The 19,998-nt window shown below is 56.8% G+C and carries 18 protein-coding genes; 9 read left to right on the top strand and 9 right to left on the bottom strand.

Annotated features, from left to right (window positions below; genetic code table 11):
* Positions 1-12: 12 nt before the first annotated feature.
* Together ADG881_RS05595 and ADG881_RS05590 are read left to right on the top strand one after the other, a co-directional pair.
* Positions 13-588: a cytochrome c oxidase assembly protein gene (locus ADG881_RS05595; RefSeq protein ID WP_007148909.1), complete on the top strand. Its 576-nt coding sequence runs from the start codon at positions 13-15 to the stop codon at positions 586-588.
* A gap of 28 nt (positions 589-616) precedes the next feature.
* Positions 617-1,498: a cytochrome c oxidase subunit 3 gene (locus tag ADG881_RS05590; protein ID WP_007149881.1), complete on the top strand. Its 882-nt coding sequence runs from the start codon at positions 617-619 to the stop codon at positions 1,496-1,498.
* Positions 1,499-1,847: 349 nt separating this feature from the next.
* Here the strand turns inward: ADG881_RS05590 and ADG881_RS05585 are convergent, their stop codons facing one another.
* The 4 genes from ADG881_RS05585 to ADG881_RS05570 form a co-directional block, all read right to left on the bottom strand.
* Complete coding sequence (locus tag ADG881_RS05585) at positions 1,848-2,306, bottom strand: hypothetical protein (protein ID WP_083787461.1); 459 nt, start codon at positions 2,304-2,306, stop codon at positions 1,848-1,850.
* 178 nt (positions 2,307-2,484) lie between these two features.
* A complete protein-coding gene (locus tag ADG881_RS05580; RefSeq protein WP_007149343.1) occupies positions 2,485-3,150 on the bottom strand; it encodes an alpha/beta hydrolase in 666 nt (221 codons plus the stop codon).
* Between the two features lie 2 nt (positions 3,151-3,152).
* The gene (gene rapA / locus ADG881_RS05575) at positions 3,153-6,062 is read right to left on the bottom strand and encodes an RNA polymerase-associated protein RapA (RefSeq protein ID WP_007148884.1); all 2,910 of its coding nucleotides are present in this window, start codon (positions 6,060-6,062) and stop codon (positions 3,153-3,155) included.
* Between the two features lie 69 nt (positions 6,063-6,131).
* A complete protein-coding gene (locus ADG881_RS05570; protein WP_007149104.1) occupies positions 6,132-6,917 on the bottom strand; it encodes a helix-turn-helix domain-containing protein in 786 nt (261 codons plus the stop codon).
* A 165-nt stretch (positions 6,918-7,082) separates the two neighbouring features.
* Here ADG881_RS05570 and ADG881_RS05565 point away from each other — a divergent pair, with 165 nt between their 5' ends.
* The 7 genes from ADG881_RS05565 to ADG881_RS17230 all read left to right on the top strand — a co-directional run bounded on the left by ADG881_RS05565 (position 7,083) and on the right by ADG881_RS17230 (position 13,143).
* Complete coding sequence (locus tag ADG881_RS05565) at positions 7,083-7,493, top strand: hypothetical protein (protein ID WP_156790347.1); 411 nt, start codon at positions 7,083-7,085, stop codon at positions 7,491-7,493.
* On the top strand, positions 7,486-7,833 hold the full coding sequence (locus ADG881_RS05560) for a DUF4345 domain-containing protein (RefSeq protein WP_007151544.1): 348 nt from the start codon (positions 7,486-7,488) through the stop codon (positions 7,831-7,833). The genes ADG881_RS05565 and ADG881_RS05560 overlap by 8 nt, the downstream gene beginning before the upstream one ends.
* Before the next feature lie 402 nt (positions 7,834-8,235).
* Positions 8,236-8,415 (top strand): hypothetical protein, encoded by a 180-nt coding sequence (locus ADG881_RS05555; RefSeq protein WP_007148642.1) that lies wholly within the window; start codon positions 8,236-8,238, stop codon positions 8,413-8,415.
* 13 nt (positions 8,416-8,428) lie between these two features.
* Complete coding sequence (locus ADG881_RS05550; protein WP_039926291.1) at positions 8,429-8,620, top strand: DUF1272 domain-containing protein; 192 nt, start codon at positions 8,429-8,431, stop codon at positions 8,618-8,620.
* On the top strand, positions 8,607-8,786 hold the full coding sequence (locus ADG881_RS05545; RefSeq protein WP_007151345.1) for a hypothetical protein: 180 nt from the start codon (positions 8,607-8,609) through the stop codon (positions 8,784-8,786). Before ADG881_RS05550 ends, ADG881_RS05545 begins: the two co-directional genes overlap by 14 nt.
* A 57-nt stretch (positions 8,787-8,843) precedes the next feature.
* Positions 8,844-9,578, top strand: coding sequence for a glutathione S-transferase family protein (locus ADG881_RS05540; protein WP_007148935.1), 735 nt, complete (start codon positions 8,844-8,846; stop codon positions 9,576-9,578).
* Positions 9,579-9,726: 148 nt separating this feature from the next.
* Positions 9,727-13,143, top strand: a complete 3,417-nt coding sequence (locus tag ADG881_RS17230; RefSeq protein ID WP_083787460.1) for an FG-GAP-like repeat-containing protein — start codon at positions 9,727-9,729, stop codon at positions 13,141-13,143.
* A gap of 99 nt (positions 13,144-13,242) precedes the next feature.
* Here ADG881_RS17230 and uca read toward each other — a convergent pair whose 3' ends face one another.
* The 5 genes from uca to ADG881_RS05510 all read right to left on the bottom strand — a co-directional run bounded on the left by uca (position 13,243) and on the right by ADG881_RS05510 (position 19,959).
* Positions 13,243-16,833 (bottom strand): urea carboxylase, encoded by a 3,591-nt coding sequence (gene uca, locus ADG881_RS05530; protein WP_007149816.1) that lies wholly within the window; start codon positions 16,831-16,833, stop codon positions 13,243-13,245.
* Between the two features lie 77 nt (positions 16,834-16,910).
* Positions 16,911-17,552: an urea amidolyase associated protein UAAP2 gene (locus tag ADG881_RS05525; RefSeq protein ID WP_007149035.1), complete on the bottom strand. Its 642-nt coding sequence runs from the start codon at positions 17,550-17,552 to the stop codon at positions 16,911-16,913.
* A 43-nt stretch (positions 17,553-17,595) separates the two neighbouring features.
* The gene (locus tag ADG881_RS05520) at positions 17,596-18,342 is read right to left on the bottom strand and encodes an urea amidolyase associated protein UAAP1 (RefSeq protein ID WP_039926288.1); all 747 of its coding nucleotides are present in this window, start codon (positions 18,340-18,342) and stop codon (positions 17,596-17,598) included.
* A 10-nt stretch (positions 18,343-18,352) separates the two neighbouring features.
* On the bottom strand, positions 18,353-19,141 hold the full coding sequence (locus tag ADG881_RS05515; protein WP_007149997.1) for an ABC transporter ATP-binding protein: 789 nt from the start codon (positions 19,139-19,141) through the stop codon (positions 18,353-18,355).
* Entirely contained in the window at positions 19,141-19,959 is an 819-nt protein-coding gene (locus ADG881_RS05510) for an ABC transporter permease (protein ID WP_007149209.1), read from the bottom strand. Before ADG881_RS05510 ends, ADG881_RS05515 begins: the two co-directional genes overlap by 1 nt.
* Between the last annotated feature and the right edge of the window lie 39 nt (positions 19,960-19,998).

The following is a 19,998-nucleotide window of genomic DNA, read 5'->3' as shown; positions in this document are numbered from 1 at the left end:
ACGGAGGGCACCATGAGCGACGAACAGCTCAGTGTTGAACAGCGCAACAAGCGCACGCTGAAAAAGCTGTTGATTTGGGCGGTGGCCATGTTTGGCTTCGCCTTCCTCATGGTGCCCTTTTATAACGTTATCTGTGATGTCACCGGACTGAATGGAAAAACATCGAGTACGGCCGCCACTCAAGCGCCTGAGACTGTGGTGGCAGACCGTACCGTGACAGTGGAATTCATTACCCAGAAGGGCGACGGAATCAGTGGGGAGTTCACCTCTGAGACCAAGCGGGTAAAGGTGCATCCGGGGGAAATTACGCTGGTGCATTTTTTCGCAAGCAACCCGACTTCATCGGACATGATTACCCAGAGCATCCCGTCGGTAACACCGGGGGAAGCGGCTCGATACCTGCACAAGACGCAGTGTTTCTGTTTTGATCAGCAAACGTTGCTGGCGGGTGAGCGTAAAGACATGCCGATGATTTTCTATCTGGACCCGGAAATTCCCAGTCACATTAACCAATTCACTCTGTCGTATACGATCTTCGATGTGACAGAGCGGGTCGCCGGTAAAAACAACAGCGTGGCTGCTAACTAGAACAGCCGGTTGTAGAGGAGATTTTTTAATGGCTACTGAAAAGTATTACGTTCCCGAGAGCAGCCCCTGGCCGTTGACCGCGTCCATCGGTTTGTTCATGACCGCCATTGGCGGTGCAAACTTTATTCAGCAGAGCACCATGGCGGACATGGAGCCCAGTTTCTTCGGCAAGCCTCTGTTCTTCCTGGGCCTGACCTGGTTGCTGGTAGTGATCGCCCTGTGGTGGCGTGACACCGTCAAGGAATCCGTTGGTGGTTTGCACAGCAATCAGCTGGGCGGTTCTTACCGTCAGGGCATGTTGTGGTTCATCTTTTCCGAGGTGATGTTCTTTGCGGCCTTCTTTGGGGCCATGTTCTACACCCGCTGGCTGATCCTGCCGTGGTTGTCCGGGGAAGGCAGCAACGCCATGACCCACGAGCTGCTGTGGCCGAACTTTCAGGCCATGTGGCCGCTGACCGTGACCCCGGCCGGTGATACGACCCAGGCCATGGGCGCGTGGGGGCTGCCGGCCATCAACACGGCTATCCTGCTGGTGTCGTCAATCACGCTGACTATCGCTCACCACGCCTTGCTGGAAGGCAAGCGCGGCACGCTGATCGCTTTCCAGGCAGCCACGGTGGTGCTGGGGATCATCTTCCTGTTCCTGCAGGTGGAAGAATACATCCACGCTTACACCGAGCTGGGTCTGACCCTGGATGCGGGTATCTACGGTAGCCTGTTCTTCCTGCTCACCGGTTTCCACGGTGCACACGTGACCATCGGTACCATCTTCCTGTTTGTGACCCTGCTGCGTGTGATCAAGGGGCACTTTGATGAAAAGAATAACTTCGCCTGGGAAGCGGGTGCCTGGTACTGGCACTTTGTGGACGTGGTGTGGCTGTTCCTGTTTATCACGGTGTACTGGTTGTAAGAGACGGCCACACGCATCACGCGACAGGCAACACGAAAAAGCCGCGCCCCGAAAGGGCGCGGCTTTTTTTGTTCTTCGCGGATTGGAATGAACAAGATGCCTCTAAGCGTTTGATTGGCTTATCGCCAAGATTTCAGACTTTGCCGAACGCTCAACGCCAGATGCCTGACGCAAAAACACACAGTTTGAGAGGCTGCAGCTATCTCGGTATGTATGCCTTTGAGGGAGGAGCGAGGGGGGGGCTGACGTTTCTCTATGAAGAGAGCTAGAGGCCTGCTTTTCTGGTTTTGAATGAAAGTGGCAACCGCAGGCCCTGGCCAGGGCCTGCGGTCTTTGCGATGACGTTATATCAACGGTTAATTCCGAATACATCAAGAATTGTTTGGGTTGCATCAATCACTCGAACCACTTCGTTATCAATAATCACGTCACTGACACCATCGATGTGACGCATGCCGTCATATGAGGGTAAGCGCTGGCTGTTGTAGTAGAGCGAATCGGGCAGGCGCTGGCCTTTCTGCAGTTTTTTTTGCCAGCCCGGTGGTAATTTTCCGCCACGTGCCACTTTCTTCTGTAGCCCGGGAGGGAGGGAGTCAAACTCCCGGTGGCTGAGGCGCTGACGGAGTGCTTCACGCTCGTGGCTAGTGTAGCGATATTCAGAGTAATCACGGCGACTGTCCACAAGCTGAATACGTGCAGGATCGTCGTGTTGTTGGGTTGCCTCCCACGGCGGGCGGGCCTGGGCGAGTGTGGGGGCTACACTCAGACCAAGCAGGGTAGTAAGGGTCAATATTGACGTTGTCTTCATACGGTTCCCCTTATTTGAAAGAGTATTGGCACCAGTATGATGGGAGAACGTGCAAAAAACGCGCAGGAATTGTCAAAAAGGGTAAAGCGTAGAGTGTCGGGTGAAACCGCCAGGGCGAGTAGGTCCGATTAGGCGTAGCCGTAATCAGACATTCAGCGTCGCTGTCAGGCCTCAGGCCTCAGGCCTCAGGCCTCAGGCGTTCCGTCAGCCACTTCCCTATATCCCGAATCTGTTCCAGGCAGACCATGTGCTCCATGGGGTAGCTTTTGTACTGCGGGCTATAGCCCAGTTCGGTCAGGGTGGCTGCTGCCCGTTGGCCCAGTTGCTCCGGCACCATCGGGTCCATGCTGCCATGGCAGATCATTACCGGCAGTGAGGCGTTCGCGTTGCTGGGGGTCACCGGCATGGCCATATAGGTGGACAGGGTGAGCAGGCCGGCCAGGGGTTGGGGGTGGCGCAGGGCGGCCTGGTAGGCAACGGCGCCACCTTGTGAGAAACCCGCAATAATGATGCGTTCGCTGGGAATGCCGCGGGCGATTTCCTGCTTGATGAGTGCATCTACCGCGTCCGCTGAGGCCAGAACGCCGGCTTCGTCCACTTTGCGGTCGATATCCATGGCGAGAATATCGTACCAGGCGGGCATGACCATGCCGCCATTGACGGTCACAGGGATCTGCGGGGCATGGGGAAAGATAAACCGCACGGCCAGGTCAGCAGGCAGCTGAAGCTCGGGAACGATGGGCTCAAAATCGTGACCGCTGGCGCCCAGGCCGTGTAGCCAGATCACACTGGCGGTGGCTTGGGCTGATGGTTCAATTTCAACGCAACGCAATAGATCACTCATGGTTAGTCTCCTCCCGAAACAATAATTCGCACGGCTTCAAGCTGGCAGCGCGCTTCGTTGAGGCACTTTTCCAGGGCGTGTGTCTGTGCTTCCAGAGCCTCTACTTCTTCATGGCGGACTGCCGGGTTTTTGGCTTGCAGCGCCTTCAGGCGGGCCAACTCATGGGCCTGTTCGGCACGCATTTTTTCCTGGGCAGCAGCAATAATACTTTCCGCTTCCTGACTGGCGTTGGCTTCGTCAGCTTTCAGCAATTTCTCCAGCAGGGGTTTCTGGCTGCCAACGATCTTGCGGCTGAGTGGCTTGTCCATCTTGTGGCATTGCTGGCTCAGGCCGTCGTGGCTGATGGCCTGGCTGATGTTCTTGCCATTGCCATCCAGCAGGTGACGAATCACTGTGGTGGGCAGGAAACGGTCTGCCTGCAACTGTTTGGGGGCAATGGCATCAACGGTATAGATGGCTTCGATCAGTAGGGTGCCAGCCTTGATTTTGGGATTCTTGAGCAGGCTGACGGCGGCTTTGCCACGGTGTTCGGTGAGCATCATCTCCAGGCTGCCGGTGACCATGGGATGCTCCCAGGTCAGAAACTGCATGTCGTCACGGGCTAGTGCGGTGGCCCGGTTGTCGGTCATGGTCACGCCTTCTTCCGGCAGGGCAGGGAACGCATCGCGCATGTGCGGGCCGGGTTTGAGGATGATGGCCGTGTCGGAATGATCTTCCTGTTCCACGCCGTAACGATCAAAGATGCGCTGCATGAAAGGCAGTGGGCTGTCGTCATCCGCGGCGATCAGGTCGGTGATCAAGGTTTCAGCTCGCTCACCGTCGAACGAACTCAGCTCCAGCAGTCGGTCGCGGCCGGTCTCCAGTAGCGTATGCAGCTCGGAAGTGATGGTGCGGGTATCGTCGACCAGCGCTTCGATGGCGGTGTATTCCGGGTCGCCGGTAAGCAGCGGTTCCAGCGCGTCGCGGCTGCGCAGATAGATGTCGTGGCCGGCCGGGTTGGTGTGCTCGAAGGCATTCATGCCGTCGTGATACCAGCGGAACAGCACCTCTTGAGCGTGCTGCTCGAAGTAGGGCACGTGAATCTGGATATCTTCGGTCTGGCCGATACGGTCCAGGCGACCGATACGCTGTTCCAGCAGGTCCGGGTTCAAGGGCAGATCCAGCAGCACCAGATGGTGGGCAAACTGGAAGTTACGGCCTTCGGAGCCGATTTCCGAGCAGATCAGCGCCTGGGCACCGTCGAAGTCATCGGCGAAAAAGGCGGCGGCCCGGTCCCGTTCGATCAGGTCCATGTCTTCATGGAACATGGCCACGTTCATGCCCAGCTTGTAGTTACAGTGGGCATGCAGGTCGGTGGCGGTGTGTTTGCTGGCACAGATCACCAGCACCTTGTCGTGACGATGCTGTTTGAAAAAGTTTTCCAGCCAGTTCACTCGGGGATCCAGGCTGCACCAGCGGTCATCGTGGAACAGGGTTTCCGGGTGCAGGTGGCCGTCAATTTCTTCGTCACTGTCGTATTTGTATTCGTCAGGCAGCGTCAGCGGAATGCCGTGCACGTGGCGTGCCGGGAAGCCGGCGATGTTGTGGCGGGTATTGCGGAACATGACGCGGCCGGGGCCGGAGCGGTCCAGTAGTTCCGTCTGGATCGCGTCGCGGTCCGCTTCGTCAATATTCATGTCCGGGAGCAGGGCAACCGCTTCTTGCTTTAGTGCTGCATCCCAACTGGGTTCGTCGTGCAATCGTCCGGCCAGTGCCGCCACATCCTGATAATGGGCCTGCTCTTCCTTGAAGGCCTCCAGGCTGGGGTAGCGTTCCGGATCAAGCAGGCGCAGACGGGCATAGTGGCTTTCCAGGCCGAGCTGTTCCGGGGTGGCCGTCAGCAGCAGCAAGCCTCGTGCTTGTTGGGCAATGGTTTCCACGCGCTGGTAATCGTCACTGGCCTGCTGTGCGGACCATTCCAGGTGATGGGCTTCGTCGACCACCAGCAAATCCCAGTCGGCCGCCGCCAGTTGGTCGATATCGCACTGGCTGAGGAAATCCGTGCTGCACAGTATCAGCTGTTCACTGAGGAACGGGTTGTCGTCACCGCTAGCGGCGCTGACACTGCCTGGCGTTTCGTCTGCATCGTCGTCCGGGGCGTTTTCTTCTTCAATAATCTGCGCCAGCATGTCCTTGATGCTGGTTTCCGGCTGCAGGGCGTTTAGGCGCTCGGCATCAAAAATAGAGAAATGCAGATTGAAACGGCGCACCATTTCCACAAACCACTGGTGCACCAGCGGTGAGGGCACCACGACCAATACCCGTTTGGCCCGGCCAGTGAGCAATTGTTGATGCAGGATCAGGCCGGCTTCGATGGTTTTCCCCAGACCTACTTCGTCGGCAAGCAATACCCGTGGGGCAAAACGGTTGGCCACCTGGTCAGCGATATACAGCTGGTGCCCAATCAGGTCGATGCGCGGGCCACGCAATCCCTTGATGGTGGATTGCTGCTGACGGCAATGGGCATTGAGGGCGTCGATACGAAGCTCAAACCAGCGATTGGAAGACAACTGGTTGGAGAGCAGGCGGTCCAGTGCGGCCGTCAGACGCAGGGTGTGACCCAGGTTGGTTTCCGGCACTGGCTGAATATCGTCCGGGCTGCCGTCCTTGGGGTGAGCCATGTAGACCTTGAGGCCGTTGAGCTCGTTGACCTCGGTGACCACCAGCTCCACTTCATCGGCGGTGCGGATGGTGTCGCCGCTGTCGAACGTGACGCGGGACAACGGGGCATTGTTTTTTGCGTAGGTGCGCTCTTCCTCTACCGCCGGGTATTCCACGGTGACCAGTCGGTAATCCAATTCCTTGATGATGCCGAGGCCCAGTTCGGTTTCGGATTCGCTCAGCCAGCGTTGGCCGGGGATAAAGTCAGTCATTGTCGCTGCCGGTGATTGCTTGGGGGGCGAATTATACGGGTTTGTACGCCCCCCTTCGATGGTTGAAACCTATTGAATCTGATTTCGGAACCAGCGGCGGGTGGCCTCATCGGCGGGGAAGTAGTGTTCGATGCGCAGTTCTTCCATGACCACATCCAGCGCAGTGCCGAAGCTGGCCAGGGTGGAGAAGCTGCGTAGCCGCTGCCCGGCCAGCTCGATCTCCAGCGCCATCATGGGTTCGTCGCGGGGCGTGCCGGGCTGCTGGTGCAGCAGCTCATCCACATGGGCCAGTTCCGCCAGCCGGTCCAACAAGGCGGCCAGCGCCGGGTCCGGACGTGCTTGCTGGTCACGGTGCAGGCGGCGCAGCAGAAAACTGGCCACCTCATCCCAGTTGCGCAGAAACGGCCGATAACCCTGGGGATGGAACACCAGTTCGACCACATTGGCGGTGTGCGGAAAAGGCCCGCGCTCCTCAATCATCAAGCCCATTAGCCGCTGTTGAGCCTCGTTGCCCATTAATACGTTCCAGTGGGCATCGAGGACGACGGCAGGAAACGGATTATGGTTGCTGAGCATGACCGTCAGCGCTTCGCGGACCGGGGCCATGCTGTTACTGCTCAGGTCCGTTTCGGTGAAGGCGGGAGCGTAACCGGCCGCCAGCAATAACCGATTGGTGTCCCGGCAATTCAGCTCCATTTCCAGAGCCAGGCGTTTCAGCATGGTTGGGCTTGGCTGGCTGCGCCCGGTTTCGATAAAGCTCAGGTGCCGGCTGGATACGTCGGCCCGTAACGCCAGTTCCAGTTGGCTGAGGCGGCGGGCTTTACGCAGTTCCGCGAGGATCTGGCCAGTCTGCATCGGGACTCTCACTTTTCTGTGGCGGATCAGCATGGCCATGGCCGCCAGGCTTCGCCATTACCTCTGAGGTAATTGTTTCACTTCCTTGTTCAGCAGAAGCTGAATCTAACACTAACCGGCCCGTTGCGGTAATTCGCGACCGGAGCCATAAACTGGAGGTGCATCATGCCTTGGACTTCACTCAAACATGCTCTGTTATTCAATGCTGTCTGCTCAACGTTATTGGGTGCGGCGCTCTTGTTGGCCCCGGGCGGGCTGGCGTCACTGATGGGGGCGTTCAGCCCGCAGATACTGATGATTCTCGGGGGAGCCTTGCTGGTTTTTGCAGCAGATGTGGCCTTTGTGGCCACGCGCAAACCCATATCGCCCGGGCTGGCTAAAATGGTGACACTGGCGGATCTGGCCTGGGTATTGGCAACGCCGGTGGTCATGCTGCTGGGGGCATCGTGGTTGTCATTCTGGGGGCATGTTCTGCTGCTGGATGTGGCGTTGCTGGTAGCGTTCTGCGCCCTGTGTCAGTGGCGGGGGCTGCAGCGGCAAGTGTCACAATCCGAGCAGGGGGCTGCTCATGATTGAAATGACTGCGCTGGCTTTTCTGTTGATGGGGGCGGTGGCTCTGGTGTCGCCCCATTCGATAACGCGGTGGGTGGCGATAACAGCGCTGCCCGTGCCGGCCCGCAACGAGGTCCGCGCTGTGTATGGCGGTTATGGTGTGGCCATGGCTGTGCTGTTGGTGGTGTGCCGGGATCAGCCGCAATGGCGTGACGGGGTGGTGGTGACCCTGTCACTGGCCTTGCTGGGCATGGCGGTTGGCCGGTTGCTGTCCTGGTTAGTGGATCGCCGCCTGGACCGTTACCCCGCATTGTTCATGGTAATAGAAATCGTTCTGGGGGTGGGGTTGCTGACCTCGCTTTAACCGAAAGGGCTAATTTACGGTTCTTCGCGGATTAGAGTGAATAACACGCTTCTCGTCGTCTGATGGGTTTATCGCGAATAAACGCTCGACGCCGGATGCCTGACGCAAAGCCCCTTAGCCTGAGCGACTGTCGTTATTGCGGTATCTCTTTTGAGGGGTATTTTGAGGGATAGTCAGGGCCATCATTCAGGCAGTAATCGGGTAATGCATTTTGCGCAGAGAGCATGGGGGCCAAGGTTTTCAGGTTTTGAATGCAAGCGTCTGTCGTCGGGCATCCGGCGTCCAGCGGTTGCCAGGGCGGGATAATGAGACAAGTTCTGAAGCCGGTTGATCACTCAATTCCGCGATGAACCTAATTTACGGTATGCTCTGGTTACCAGTTGTAGTCACGGTGCTGAGCTAATGGGCGATATTCTGCCGTTTAAAAAACCGCAAAAGAAAATGCCAAGAAAAGGCATGTGTCAGCACGATTTTCACAAGTGGGTGATCTGCAAGGAAAAGCAGTTTGATGTGAAGCAGGGAAAGCTGGTGACGGTATACCGCTGTGACCGCTGCGGCAAAGAGAAAGTCAAAGCGCACTAACCGGGTGACCCTGATGCTTGAAATGCGATCCAGCTGTGAAAGTTGCCAGTGCTCTCTGGCGGCCGATGCAGAAGCCTATATCTGTTCCTATGAATGCACCTTCTGTGTGGACTGCTGCACCATCCATGCAAGCCGTTGCCCCAATTGTCAGGGTGAGCTGGTGAAACGCCCGCGCCGTCAGGAGGCCAGTAATGAAAGCGGCTGAGCAAATTTCTCTGCCTGGCGGCGCAGGTTATACCCTGCCGGTAAACTGGTACCCGGCAGAAAGCGCCCGTGGATCGGTGATTTTAATGGCGGCGGCGGTGAAAGAAATTGTCTGCTGGCATGAAAAAAACGGCGCAGAAAATATTAACGGCGGTCATAACGTCTGACCCACACCCTTGATTCCTTCATGCAATCCGCTATTCGATCAATAAGAGGATGCCTGTATGGCCATCGTCCTGCATCAATTCCCGATTTCCCACTATTGCGAGAAAGTGCGCTGGGCACTGGACTACAAAGGCGTGGATTACCGGCTGAAGAACCACCTGCCAGGCCTGCATTTGAAGAAGATGAAGGCGGTGGCGCCGTTCAGCAGTGTTCCGGTTCTGGAGCATGATGGCCATTACGTGCAAGGCTCTGCGTCGATTATCAGCTACCTGGATAAGCAGTTCCCGGTCCGATCATTGACCCCGCAGAGCCAGGAGGCACGAGAAGAAGCACTGCGCTGGGAATCCTTCTGCGATGACAATATTGGGCCGCACGTCCGCCGTTACTGTTATCACACCTTGCTGGACCACCCGAATCTGGTCATTCCTTTTTTTGCCCAGGGCGGCCCGCTCTGGGGGAAGGCATTTTTGCGGATGATTTTCCCGAAATTACAGGGAGTGATGCGCAAGGCCATGCAAATTCGCGAGCCCCATGTCAGTGACAGTCGTGTGGTCTTGGAGCAGTCTATCCAGATCTTGTCACAGGCTTACCAGGGGCGCACCTACCTGGTAGGCGAGCAATTCTCACGGGCAGACCTGGCGGCAACCAGCTTGTTGGCGCCGCTATTTATGCCGCCGGCGTACGGTCTGGACTGGCCTTCCTCGATGCCTGAGCCCCTGCAAACCTGGGTGAACAGCCAGGCGGGGCACCTCGAGCCGTTCAGGCGGCTATATGATGAGAAAAGATCGTTTTAAATCAATAATTTAATTTATTGCTGCCGTTTGTCGGGAAGATGCTGGTGGTTATGTTGTCTTGTGTAAGATAATTCGCACACATTGTAAGTGTGATACTGTGCACGTTTTTGCCTAACTAGAATAATAACAAGATTTCAGGATAGCCAAGATGACATTACGGATAGTGGCCGCTATTGCTGGGCGGTATTTGCTTGCGCTGGGGTTGCTGGCCTTGCTCTCGGCTTGTGGGGGCGGCGGATCCTCTGGCGGTGGGGCTGGACCGAGTACTCCAGACACAGATACCCCCACTGATCCGGGCACCGGTGGCGATCCTGATCCTGATCCGGATACCGATCCTGAAGTGTCTCCTCTGGACCAGTGGTTGCGCGCTGTGATCACCACGAAAGGGCTCACCGGGGACCCGGCGACCCCGCGGCAGCAGGCTCAGGCCACCCCCGACAGTGACCCGACAATCAAACTCGGGCAGTTACTGTTTTTCTCCCATAGTCTCTCTGGCGATCTTACTGCCTCGTGTGCTTCGTGCCACCATCCGGATTTCGGCGGGAGTGATGCCTTGTCGTTGGGCATTGGCGTGTCCCCTGTGGATGCTTCATTGGTCGGCCCGGAACGCAGGCTAAACCCTGACAACGATCTGGACCCGGCTGCTGACGGCAAACCGAATATGCACCGCAACAGTCAGACGGTGTTCAACAGTGCCTTGTTCGATCGCAGCATGACTTTCGATGGGCGAGTGTTTGTGCTGGATGACACCGTGACTGCCGGAGGTAAAGGGCAGGCCATTCGCACCCCGGAAAGCGGCAATGTATCTGATGCCTCAGAGGCGGAGGGGTTGATGGAGGTATTCTCCAAATTCCCGTTGACCAATCACAACGAAATGCGTGCCTACCTTTTCAGTGCGGAATCCCAGCAGCAATACCGCGAGCGCCTGGTGGCGCGATTGCGAGGTGAGCGAGACAGTGGACTGTTGTCGGATGACGGCCCGGAAAACTGGTTGGCTCTGTTCAGGCAGGCATTTTCCCAGCCCGAAGCCAGTGCTGAAGAAGTGATTACACTGGTGAATGTGCAGCGGGCCCTGGCGGCCTACATGCAATCCATGATCTTTATTGAATCCTCGTGGAAACGTTATGTTGAGGGCAATAATAATGTGCTGTCTCTGTCCGCAAAACGGGGGGCGCAACGCTTCTTTGCCAGCAAGGATGAAGGTGGCCTGGGGTGTGCCAGTTGCCACAGTGGTGATTTCTTTACCAATGAGAAATTCTACAATGTGGCGTTTCCGCAAATCGGGCGCGGCTTCATGCGTGCCGAAAAAGATGATATTGGCCGCTGGGCCAGCACGCGCAAGGAAGAGGATCGCTATGCTTTCCGCGTGCCGAGCCTGTTGAATATTGGTGTCACACAGCCTTATGGCCATGCGGGTAGCTTTGATCTGCTTCAGGATACCATTCGCTACCATGCTGATCCCCGTGGTGAGATTGAAACCTATGATTTCTCGTTGGCGGGTCTGGCCCAGTTCCAGGGGCTTGGCGGCTATGACTATTCAGAGACCCATACCCGAAAAGCGCTTGAGACCAGCAGTTTCCTGTTGGCAGAGCCGTTATTGCCTGGCCGGGCACTGAGTGACGGTGAAGTGGCCGACCTGGCCGCATTTCTGCGTTCGCTTACCGATGATTGTGTGAAAAATTATCTGTGCCGCAATCAATGGACGCCGGATTTGAGCGAGGACCCTGATGGCAATCTTTTGGTACATGGTGAAAATCCGGTGGCAAAGCCAGACGTGATTGTCGATCCGGAACCGGATGAAGAAGAGCCTCCGGCGGAGCCTTCGGATTATGCCAAAGCAGTTGCGCTAAATTTTACCGCTCCGGAGCTGGCCACTTTCGCAGAATTGGGAGACTGCGATGAGGACCCCTCTGTATTGGCACTTAATAGCGGGTTAAATGTATTTCTCCCTCGCCATGATTTGGCGTTCGGACTGTATGATTTTATGGGCAGACCTAGTCACCCTCACGGCTTTAATGCGGAAACATGGGATGTTTCTGATGTGTTTTCAATTGAGCCTACGATGGTTTCCGGTGGAGTGAGCGCAGGTTATCTAGATGATAATTGCTGGTTGGATCTGGCTTATGCCGGTGGGGAGGCCTCGGGTATGATTTTTTATCGTAATCGAGGCGGTCAGGCGGGGTTTGATTCAATGGAGTTGCTTGATGATGACCCGGGAGGCCTGTTTACCGGTGTAGGTATGGCAGATTTAAATGGGGATTACCGGCGCGAAATGTTATTTGGCAATATTAAGCAGAAAAATGTGCCTGTTTATTCAAGTAATAGCAGTAATAAATATTACCGTGTGGCGAATATTTCCATGAGTAGGCACACCTATGGAATGTCATTCTCAGATACTAATAATGACGGTTACCCGGAAATTTTTCTGGCGCATTGGGTTCCTGGAAATGTCCTCACTGCCCCTGTTTTTTGGAAAAATAACGGTGGTGAAGAATTGATGCATTTTGACGGTGAGTCTGGATTGTCTAGCGACAGTATGTCTCAAGATTTCAATTTTTCGCCCCAGTTTGCAGACATGAATAGCGATGGTGAAATTGACTTGTTATTGGCATCTGATTTCGGCACCAGCGTGGTTATGCAAGGGGAGGGTAGTGGTCACTTCGGTAACGTCACCGATAGGGAGGTTATTTCCGATGAGAATGGAATGGGGGCAGCATTAGGAGATTACGACAATGATGGCGATTTAGATTGGTTTGTGACCTCCATATACGATCCAAATAGTGAGGCTGAAGGTAATTGGGGGGTGACGGGTAATAGACTGTATCGTAACAATAGCAATGGTGGTGATGTTGTTCTTGAAAATATTACTGGTGAGGCTGGCGTTGCTGATGGGGGCTGGGGCTGGGGGGCCTGTTTTGCTGATTTCAATAACGATGGTTTTTTGGATATATTCCATGTGAACGGTTTTGGAACGATTCCTGATGGCATTGTAAGCAATGAAAGCGAGCAAGCCACGAAAGACTACTACCAGAGGATTACACAGGAGTATTTCGACTCCTTGCCTCGGCTCTTTATTAACCAGGGTGACGGAACCTTCAAGGATCAAGCATTCCAATGGGGCTTGATGTTACCCAGTGATGGAAGAGGAATCACTTGCCTGGATTATGACAGGGATGGTGACATGGATGTGGCGTTGTTGGATCACTCCAAGGGGTTGCAGTTCTTTAGCAACCAGACGGGTAATGGCTTTGCCAGCCGTTTCCTGTCGGTGCGTTTGGTCGGTGCTGCACCGAACACGGAAGCGTTGGGGGCAAAAGTGCAGGTGTTTGCCGATGTCGGTGGTGAATTCGGTGAGCAAACGCAAACCCGTTTCAGCATGGCCAATACCAACTTCAATGGCCAGAATCCGCCGGATCTGCATTTTGGTCTGGGCAGTGCGCAGCAGGCCGATATCACTATAACCTGGCCGGACGGCGTGCGTTGGCAGTGTGAAGCGCAGGCCAGTAACCGGTTCCTGATTTTCGACCAACGCAGCCTGCCCGGGACCTGCGCGATAGCCCCATAATTTGTGAGTTACGGGTTACGAAAAGATAAAAGAAAGTATTACCCCGAATACTTTTCGGGCTTGGCACTCTCGCTTCTCGTAATTCGTGAGTTCCTGGTTTCAGTCCAGCACCATGATGGCCTGGCCCGCATTGATCTGCTGGCCTTCCTGCCGGGCGAGGGCGATGACCTTGCCTGTGGTGGGGGCGGTGATTTCTATTTCCATTTTCATGGATTCCAGTATCGCCACCACGTCGCCCTGACTCACGTTGTCACCTTCCTGCACCTTCAGTTTCCAGATGCTGCCAGCCACCGGGGACTCTACAGGGGTGCCTTCCACATCCTCTGCGCCATTGTCGGCGTCCAGATCCTGCTCTGACTGAAAATTGATCTGGCCGCTTTCCACCCAGCGTTGCAACTCCGCATCAAATGCCTGATTGCGGGCATCGGTGAAGGATGCGATGTCCTGCTGGTTGTCATCGAGAAATTGCTGGTACGCGCTCAGGCTGAACGTGGTGTCTTCCACCTGAATCGGGTAGTGCCCCTTGGGGAAGTCGCGACGTATCTGGTTGAGCTCTTCGTGACTCACTTCGTAAAAGCGTATTTGATCGAAGAAACGTAATAACCAGGGTTGATCAAAGGCGTCAGTCTGGCGATAGCGGTTCCACATTTGCAGGGTTCGCCCGACGAATTGATACCCACCGGGACCCTCCATGCCGTACACGCACAGGTAGGCGCCACCGATGCCCACCGAGTTTTCTGCCGTCCAGGTGCGGGCCGGGTTGTACTTGGTGGTGACCAGACGGTGTCGTGGGTCGTAGGGTGTTGCCACCGGGGCACCGAGATACACATCGCCAAGGCCCATGACTACATAACTGGCGCTGAACAAAATTTCTTTCACCTCGTCCACACTGCCAAGCCCGTTAATACGACGAATGAATTCCAGGTTGGAAGGGCACCAGGGGGCGTCCTTGCGTACGGACTGCATGTATTTTTCGATGGCCTGGTGACAGGCTTCGTCATCCCAGCTCAGCGGGATATGGACAATGCGTGAAGGCACTTCCAGATCGTCCTGCCGTTGCAGGGCATGTTCGGCGTCGGCGAGTTTTTTCAGTAATGCAGGGCGCGGTAGTCGCAGTGGATCGAAATGAATCTGCAGAGAGCGAATGCCTGGCGTCAGTTCGATAACGCCATCCAGTTTCTGTTCTTCCAGCCATAGCATCAGGGCGTGGGCACGGAAACGCAGACGCAGATCCAGAACCAGCGGGCCATATTCCACCAGCAAATAGCGATCCCCCGCGGCGCGGTAGACTACGTCCACCCCGGCCTCGTCTGCGGACAGGGTGTTGAGGATGGGAGTAGTCATGGCCGCGCTTTCTACCTGTTTCACGGGGGCATGCAGGCCGGCTACACAGTTGTTCTGTTCTTCCGCCAGTGCATCCGCGTCTTCCAGGCTGATGGCGTCGAACCGCAAGGTGTCGCCGGCTTTCAGCTGACCGAGTTTCCAGCGGTCCGCGAGGATCACGGTAGCCGGGCAGACGAAACCGCCGAGGGAGGGGCCGTCGGGACCGAGGATCACCGGCATGTCACCGGTGAAGTCCACCGTGCCCACCGCGTAGGCATTGTCGTGAATGTTGGAGGGATGCATGCCGGCTTCGCCGCCGTCACTGCGAGCCCAGCTGGGCTTCGGGCCGACCAGGCGAATCCCGGTGCGGCTGGAGTTGTAATGCACCTGCCAGTCGGTGGAGAAGAACATGGCCATGTCGTCGTCGGTAAAAAAGTCCGGGGCGCCATGGGGGCCGTAAATAACGCGCAGGGTCCAGTGGTTGCCGAGCGCGGGCTTGAGGGAGTCCGGCACGGTTGCTGATGGCGGTGTCGGCGCGGCTTCCTGAAAATGCAGAACATCGCCGGTGCGCAGGGCGCGGCCACCATGCCCGCCAAACTGCCCCAGAGTGAAGGTGCTGCGTGAGCCCAGATAGGGCGTGCACTGCAGGCCTCCAGCCACGGCCAGATAGGCGCGGGCCCCTTCGCCGCTGACCTTGCCCAGCTTGAGGATCTGCCCGGGCTGTATCGCGATGACGCAATAGGAGGCAACCGGCTGACCATCCAGTGTGGCTTGCATGTCCGCACCGGTGAGGGCGATGCGGGTGACCTGGTTGAATTTCAGCGTGGGGCCATTAAGAGTGAATTCCAGCCCGGCGGCGTTTTCCGCGTTTCCGAGCAGGCGGTTGCCCAGACGGAAGCTTAGGTTGTCGAACGGACCGGATGGCGGAACGCCCACAGGCCAGTAACCCGTGCGGCCAGGGTAGTCCTGCACCGTGGTGAGTGTGCCTCCGGCCAGCACATCCATGGTGAACGGCTGATAGCGGAAATCGTTAAGGTAGCGGGTGGTCATTTCGCCCTGGGCAAAGACCGGGTCCGCCAGAATGGTGCGGATGTAATCCCGGTTGGTTTCAATGCCTTCGATGCCGGTTTCCGCGAGAGTGCTGTTCAACGCGGCCAGTGCGGCATCGCGGCTGGTTTCGTGAACGATCACTTTGGCCAGCATGGGATCGAACAGGGGCGACACCGTGAGCCCGGCTTCCACCCAGTGATCGATGCGGCGCGATTGCCCGTCTGCATCGGGGAACTGCACGGCGGTAAGCAGTCCTGCGCTCGGTTGGAAATCCTTGTTCGGGTCTTCCGCGTAAATCCGCGCCTGAATGGCGTGACCGTTGGCGGTGAGGTGGGTGCCGAGCGTATCCAGGGCAGGCAAGTTTCCGGCGGCCAGTTGTAGCATCCATTCCACTAGGTCCACGCCGTACACCTGCTCGGTGACACCGTGTTCGACCTGCAGGCGGGTATTCACTTCCAGAAAATAAAAGGCGTTGCTGTCCTGGTCGAGAATGAATTCGACGGTGCCGGCGTTGCGATAATGAACGGCTTCCATGAGGTTTTTTGCGGTGGCATGCAAGTCTGCGCGCACTGCATCTGGCAGGTTCGGCGCCGGGGTTTCTTCCAGCACTTTCTGGTGACGACGCTGGGCGGAGCAATCCCGTTCGCCCAGGGTGATAGCGTTGCCCTGGCCATCGCCGAAAACCTGCACTTCGATATGGCGGGCCCGGGCGATATATTTTTCGATGAAGACGCCGTCGTTGGAAAAATTATTGGCACTGAGGCGCCGAACGGTATCCCAGGCTTTGTCCAGGCTGGCCGCGTTTTCGCAGACCTGCATGCCGATGCCGCCGCCGCCAGCGGTGCTCTTGAGCATGATCGGGTAACCAATGGTGTCGGCGGCACTTAGCGCTGCACTTTTATCGGTGAGCAGGGCGGTGCCTGATAGCAGCGGGACACCGGTCTCTTCTGCCAGTGCGCGAGCGGTATGTTTCAGGCCGAAGGTGTTCATCTGCTCCGGGGTGGGGCCGATAAAGGCAATCCCCCGTGCTTCGCAGCCTTTCACAAAATCGGGGTTTTCACTAAGAAAACCGTAGCCGGGGTGCACCGCATCCACGCCATGCTCCTGCATCAGTGCGAACAGGGCATCCTGATTCAGGTAGGTATCCCGGGCGTTGCCATCGCCCAGGCAGTAACTTTCATCCGCCTGGGTGACGTGCAGGGAGTCCCGGTCGGCTTCGGCGAAAACGGCCACGGCGGTGACGCCCATTTTTTTCAGGGTACGGATAACACGGGTGGCAATGGCGCCGCGGTTGGCAATCAGCACTTTGTTGAACATGTGAGTGTCTCTTGACGGTAGCGGGCCGTCCCGCTGTGAATCCTTGCGCTGTATCCGGGTCGTCCCGGCAGGCGCGATCAATCGTTCCAGATCAGCACTTCGATCGGTGTCGGGTTGTATCCGTTGCAGGGGTTGTTCAATTGCGGGCAGTTGGAAATCAGGATGACCACATCCGTGCAGGCGGTCAGCTCCACATATTTTCCTGGTGCGGAAATGCCGTCTTCAAAGGTCAGGCCGCCTTCTGCGGTGACCGGCACGTTCATGAAGAAGTTGATGTTGTGAGTGATGTCGCGTTTGCCCAGGGCGAATTCCGGATGCTGGTTAACGGCGAGCATCCAGCTATCGCGACAGGCATGCATGCAGCGCTTTTCCAGATCGTAACGCACGGTATTGCTTTCCGTCGCACAGGCGCCGCCGAGGGTGTCGTGGCGGCCACAGGTGTCGGCAACAATTTCCAGTAATGGCTTCACCCGGTTGGACATCAGCGTGGTGCCGGCGGTGAGGTAGACATTGCCCTGTTCGCGGATGGTGTCCATGGCACTGTAGCGTTCTGCCGGGTCAGCGGCGCTGTAGAACAGGGTGTCGGCGGCCTGGTTCCCTTCCAGATCCAGCAGACGCACGGTCTGGCCCTGCTTCACGGTATGAATGAAGTAATCACCTGCCGCCACCACTTCGCGAAAGCTGGCCTGGTTCGGTTCACGTTGGCTTGCTTTGATCATGTTTTTTCCCTTGTTGCGTAATGCCTGTTACATGCAGCCGGGCTTACATGCCCAGGTGGTAAAGTCGGTTGTTCTCGAAGGCGCGGATGTTTTCCGGACGAAAATTTTTGCAGTAATCATCGTCGGGTACCGGAGGCGCTTTGAGCATTTCGATACCTACCGGCTTCATCGGGTAATCCTTCGCTGGATTGAGCGGATGGGGGCAGCTGTTCAGGATGACCAGGGTGTCCATTTCAAAACGCAGGGTGAGACTGGCTCCGGCTTTGGCCGCAGACGAATCAAAGACCAGGTTGCCGTCATTGTCGGTGGTGACCTTGGAAAACAGATTCAGGTTGGCGGCCATGTCCCGTTCGGTGAGGCCGTATTTCGCCAGTTCCGTGAGGAAGCTGTGTTCACCACTGAGGGTCCATTGATTGTGGTGATCCTGATAAGAGCGAGCGGTGTACTTTTCTTGCAGCGCTTTCTCGCTGAGTGTCCCGCATACGGAGTCATGCCAGCCGAAGTCGTCTTCCACAATGGACGCGAATACCCGGCCCATGTCGGAATACAGGCAGTTGCCCCGGGTCAGCTTGAAGGTGTGCTGGCCTTTTAATGTGTCCGGTGCGTTGTAGCGTTCCAACAGGTCTTCCGGGTTGTACATCAGCAGGCCCAGGTTGGCGCCACCGTCCAGGTCGGTGAAGCGCAGCTGCATACCACGGCGTACCCGCAGCGACCAGTGAGCGCTGCCGGGCAGGGTAGTGCTGTAGAGGGCATGACTGGGGGTGGCAGAATTGCTGAGTGATTCGGTCATGGTGAGCACCTTAAAAACGGTCGATGGCGCGGCTGGTGTTGTCCACGCTTTCGTTAATGGAGGTAAGCGTGCCGGTTTGGCAGTCCCCTACGGGCAAGTCATAGGTCACGCGGGCGCCGTAGGCACCGGGGGCTTGCGGGTCCAGGCGGGGTTTGTCGAAGACCCACAGACGGGTGCCCAGATAGAAGCCTTCGTTGATGTCATGGGTGATCATGAACACGGTGAGCTTTTGTTCTTTCCACAGGGACAGCACCAGCTTGTGCATGTCGGCGCGGATGCCCGGGTCCAGGGCACCGAAAGGTTCATCCAGTAGCAGGATGCGAGGCTTCTTAATCAGTGCCTGGGCGAGGGCAAGGCGTTGTTGCATGCCGCCCGACAGTTCATGGGGGTATTTGTCTGCTGCCTGATCCAGGCCTACCGATTCCAGCATTGCCAATGCTTCCTTGCGAAGCTTGCGGCGCTGTTTGCCGAAACTGATGCCCAGCCAACGGCTGCTTTGCAGCTCGCCTCCAAGCATGACATTGTCCAGTGCGGTTAAATGACTGAGCACGGAGTACCGCTGGAAGACGACACCGCGGCTGTCATCGGGCTCGGGAGTGAGAGGTTGGCCATCCAGTAGCATTTCTCCACGGGTAGGTTCCTCTGTGCCCAGCAGCATTTTCAGAAAGGTGGTCTTGCCACAACCGGAGGCCCCCACGATGGTGACGAACTCACCTTCCTGAACGGTGGCATTGAGCCTTTCCAGCACCACCTGGTCGCCATACTCCTTCCACAGGTTTTTCATCTCGATAATCGCCATCAGGACTTTCCTCCATGGAACCAGGGGTAGCGCCATTGCGAGTAGCGGCTGAGAATGAAGTCGATGGCAAAGGCCAGCAGGGTAATCCACATGACGTAGGGCAGAATCACATCCATGGCCAGGTAACGGCGCACCAGAAAAATCCGGTAGCCGAGCCCGTCGGTGGCAGCGATGGCTTCTGCGGCGATAAGGAAAAGCCAGGCGGGTCCCAATGAGAGACGCACGACGCCAATGAGTCGTGGCATCAACTGTGGCCATACCAGGCGGGTAATGATTTGCCAGGTGTTAGCACCCAGTGTCTGCATCTTGATGATTTGTTCGGCGGGAATTTCCAGCGCTCTTTGTTGAAGATCCCGGATCATGAAAGGGGTGATGCCAATAATGATCAGCATGACCTTTGCCAGCTCTCCCAGCCCGAATACGATGAACAAAACGGGAAGGATGGCCATGGGCGGCACGAGAGAAAGGCCGGTCACCAGAGGGGAAAATGTGGCACGAATCAAGGGGATGGTGCCGTTCCCTATCCCTACCATAAGGGCAACCAGGGCACTGATCCCGACCCCAATGGCCAGTCGCTGGAGGCTGGCCATTGTGTCGTTAAGCATCAGGTAGTCACCGGTGCGCTTACTGGGCTCAAACGCCATCCGCTCGATGGCCTGCACAAATGTATCCAGCGCAGGCAGCAGTTTGTCATTGGGGTTCTCTGCCAGGCGGGCATCGGATGCCAGCATGTAGATGATGAGAAGCAGCACAAAAGGCAGCATCCCCAAAGCCCAGCGAGCAGCGTTGGCTGGTCGGCGATTGATAAATTTCTTCATGGCGTTTCCTTGGTGCGAAGGCAGATGGCTCGCCAGCGG

Origin of the sequence: Alcanivorax sp. DG881, assembly GCF_000155615.1 — a bacterium.
Classification (GTDB): Bacteria; Pseudomonadota; Gammaproteobacteria; order Pseudomonadales; family Alcanivoracaceae; genus Alcanivorax.
Note: the sequence above shows the minus strand (reverse complement) of the source record. Positions and strands in the feature narration are given on the sequence as shown.

Excerpts from the sequence above, each read along its gene's own strand:
- ADG881_RS05595 (WP_007148909.1), top strand. The coding sequence starts at position 13 with ATGAGCGACGAACAGCTCAGTGTTGAACAGCGCAACAAGCGCACGCTG.
- ADG881_RS05590 (WP_007149881.1), top strand. The coding sequence starts at position 617 with ATGGCTACTGAAAAGTATTACGTTCCCGAGAGCAGCCCCTGGCCGTTG.
- ADG881_RS05585 (WP_083787461.1), bottom strand. The coding sequence starts at position 2,306 with ATGAAGACAACGTCAATATTGACCCTTACTACCCTGCTTGGTCTGAGT.
- ADG881_RS05580 (WP_007149343.1), bottom strand. The coding sequence starts at position 3,150 with ATGAGTGATCTATTGCGTTGCGTTGAAATTGAACCATCAGCCCAAGCC.
- rapA (WP_007148884.1), bottom strand. The coding sequence starts at position 6,062 with ATGACTGACTTTATCCCCGGCCAACGCTGGCTGAGCGAATCCGAAACC.
- ADG881_RS05570 (WP_007149104.1), bottom strand. The coding sequence starts at position 6,917 with ATGCAGACTGGCCAGATCCTCGCGGAACTGCGTAAAGCCCGCCGCCTC.
- ADG881_RS05565 (WP_156790347.1), top strand. The coding sequence starts at position 7,083 with ATGCCTTGGACTTCACTCAAACATGCTCTGTTATTCAATGCTGTCTGC.
- ADG881_RS05560 (WP_007151544.1), top strand. The coding sequence starts at position 7,486 with ATGATTGAAATGACTGCGCTGGCTTTTCTGTTGATGGGGGCGGTGGCT.
- ADG881_RS05555 (WP_007148642.1), top strand. The coding sequence starts at position 8,236 with ATGGGCGATATTCTGCCGTTTAAAAAACCGCAAAAGAAAATGCCAAGA.
- ADG881_RS05550 (WP_039926291.1), top strand. The coding sequence starts at position 8,429 with ATGCTTGAAATGCGATCCAGCTGTGAAAGTTGCCAGTGCTCTCTGGCG.
- ADG881_RS05545 (WP_007151345.1), top strand. The coding sequence starts at position 8,607 with ATGAAAGCGGCTGAGCAAATTTCTCTGCCTGGCGGCGCAGGTTATACC.
- ADG881_RS05540 (WP_007148935.1), top strand. The coding sequence starts at position 8,844 with ATGGCCATCGTCCTGCATCAATTCCCGATTTCCCACTATTGCGAGAAA.
- ADG881_RS17230 (WP_083787460.1), top strand. The coding sequence starts at position 9,727 with ATGACATTACGGATAGTGGCCGCTATTGCTGGGCGGTATTTGCTTGCG.
- uca (WP_007149816.1), bottom strand. The coding sequence starts at position 16,833 with ATGTTCAACAAAGTGCTGATTGCCAACCGCGGCGCCATTGCCACCCGT.
- ADG881_RS05525 (WP_007149035.1), bottom strand. The coding sequence starts at position 17,552 with ATGATCAAAGCAAGCCAACGTGAACCGAACCAGGCCAGCTTTCGCGAA.
- ADG881_RS05520 (WP_039926288.1), bottom strand. The coding sequence starts at position 18,342 with ATGACCGAATCACTCAGCAATTCTGCCACCCCCAGTCATGCCCTCTAC.
- ADG881_RS05515 (WP_007149997.1), bottom strand. The coding sequence starts at position 19,141 with ATGGCGATTATCGAGATGAAAAACCTGTGGAAGGAGTATGGCGACCAG.
- ADG881_RS05510 (WP_007149209.1), bottom strand. The coding sequence starts at position 19,959 with ATGAAGAAATTTATCAATCGCCGACCAGCCAACGCTGCTCGCTGGGCT.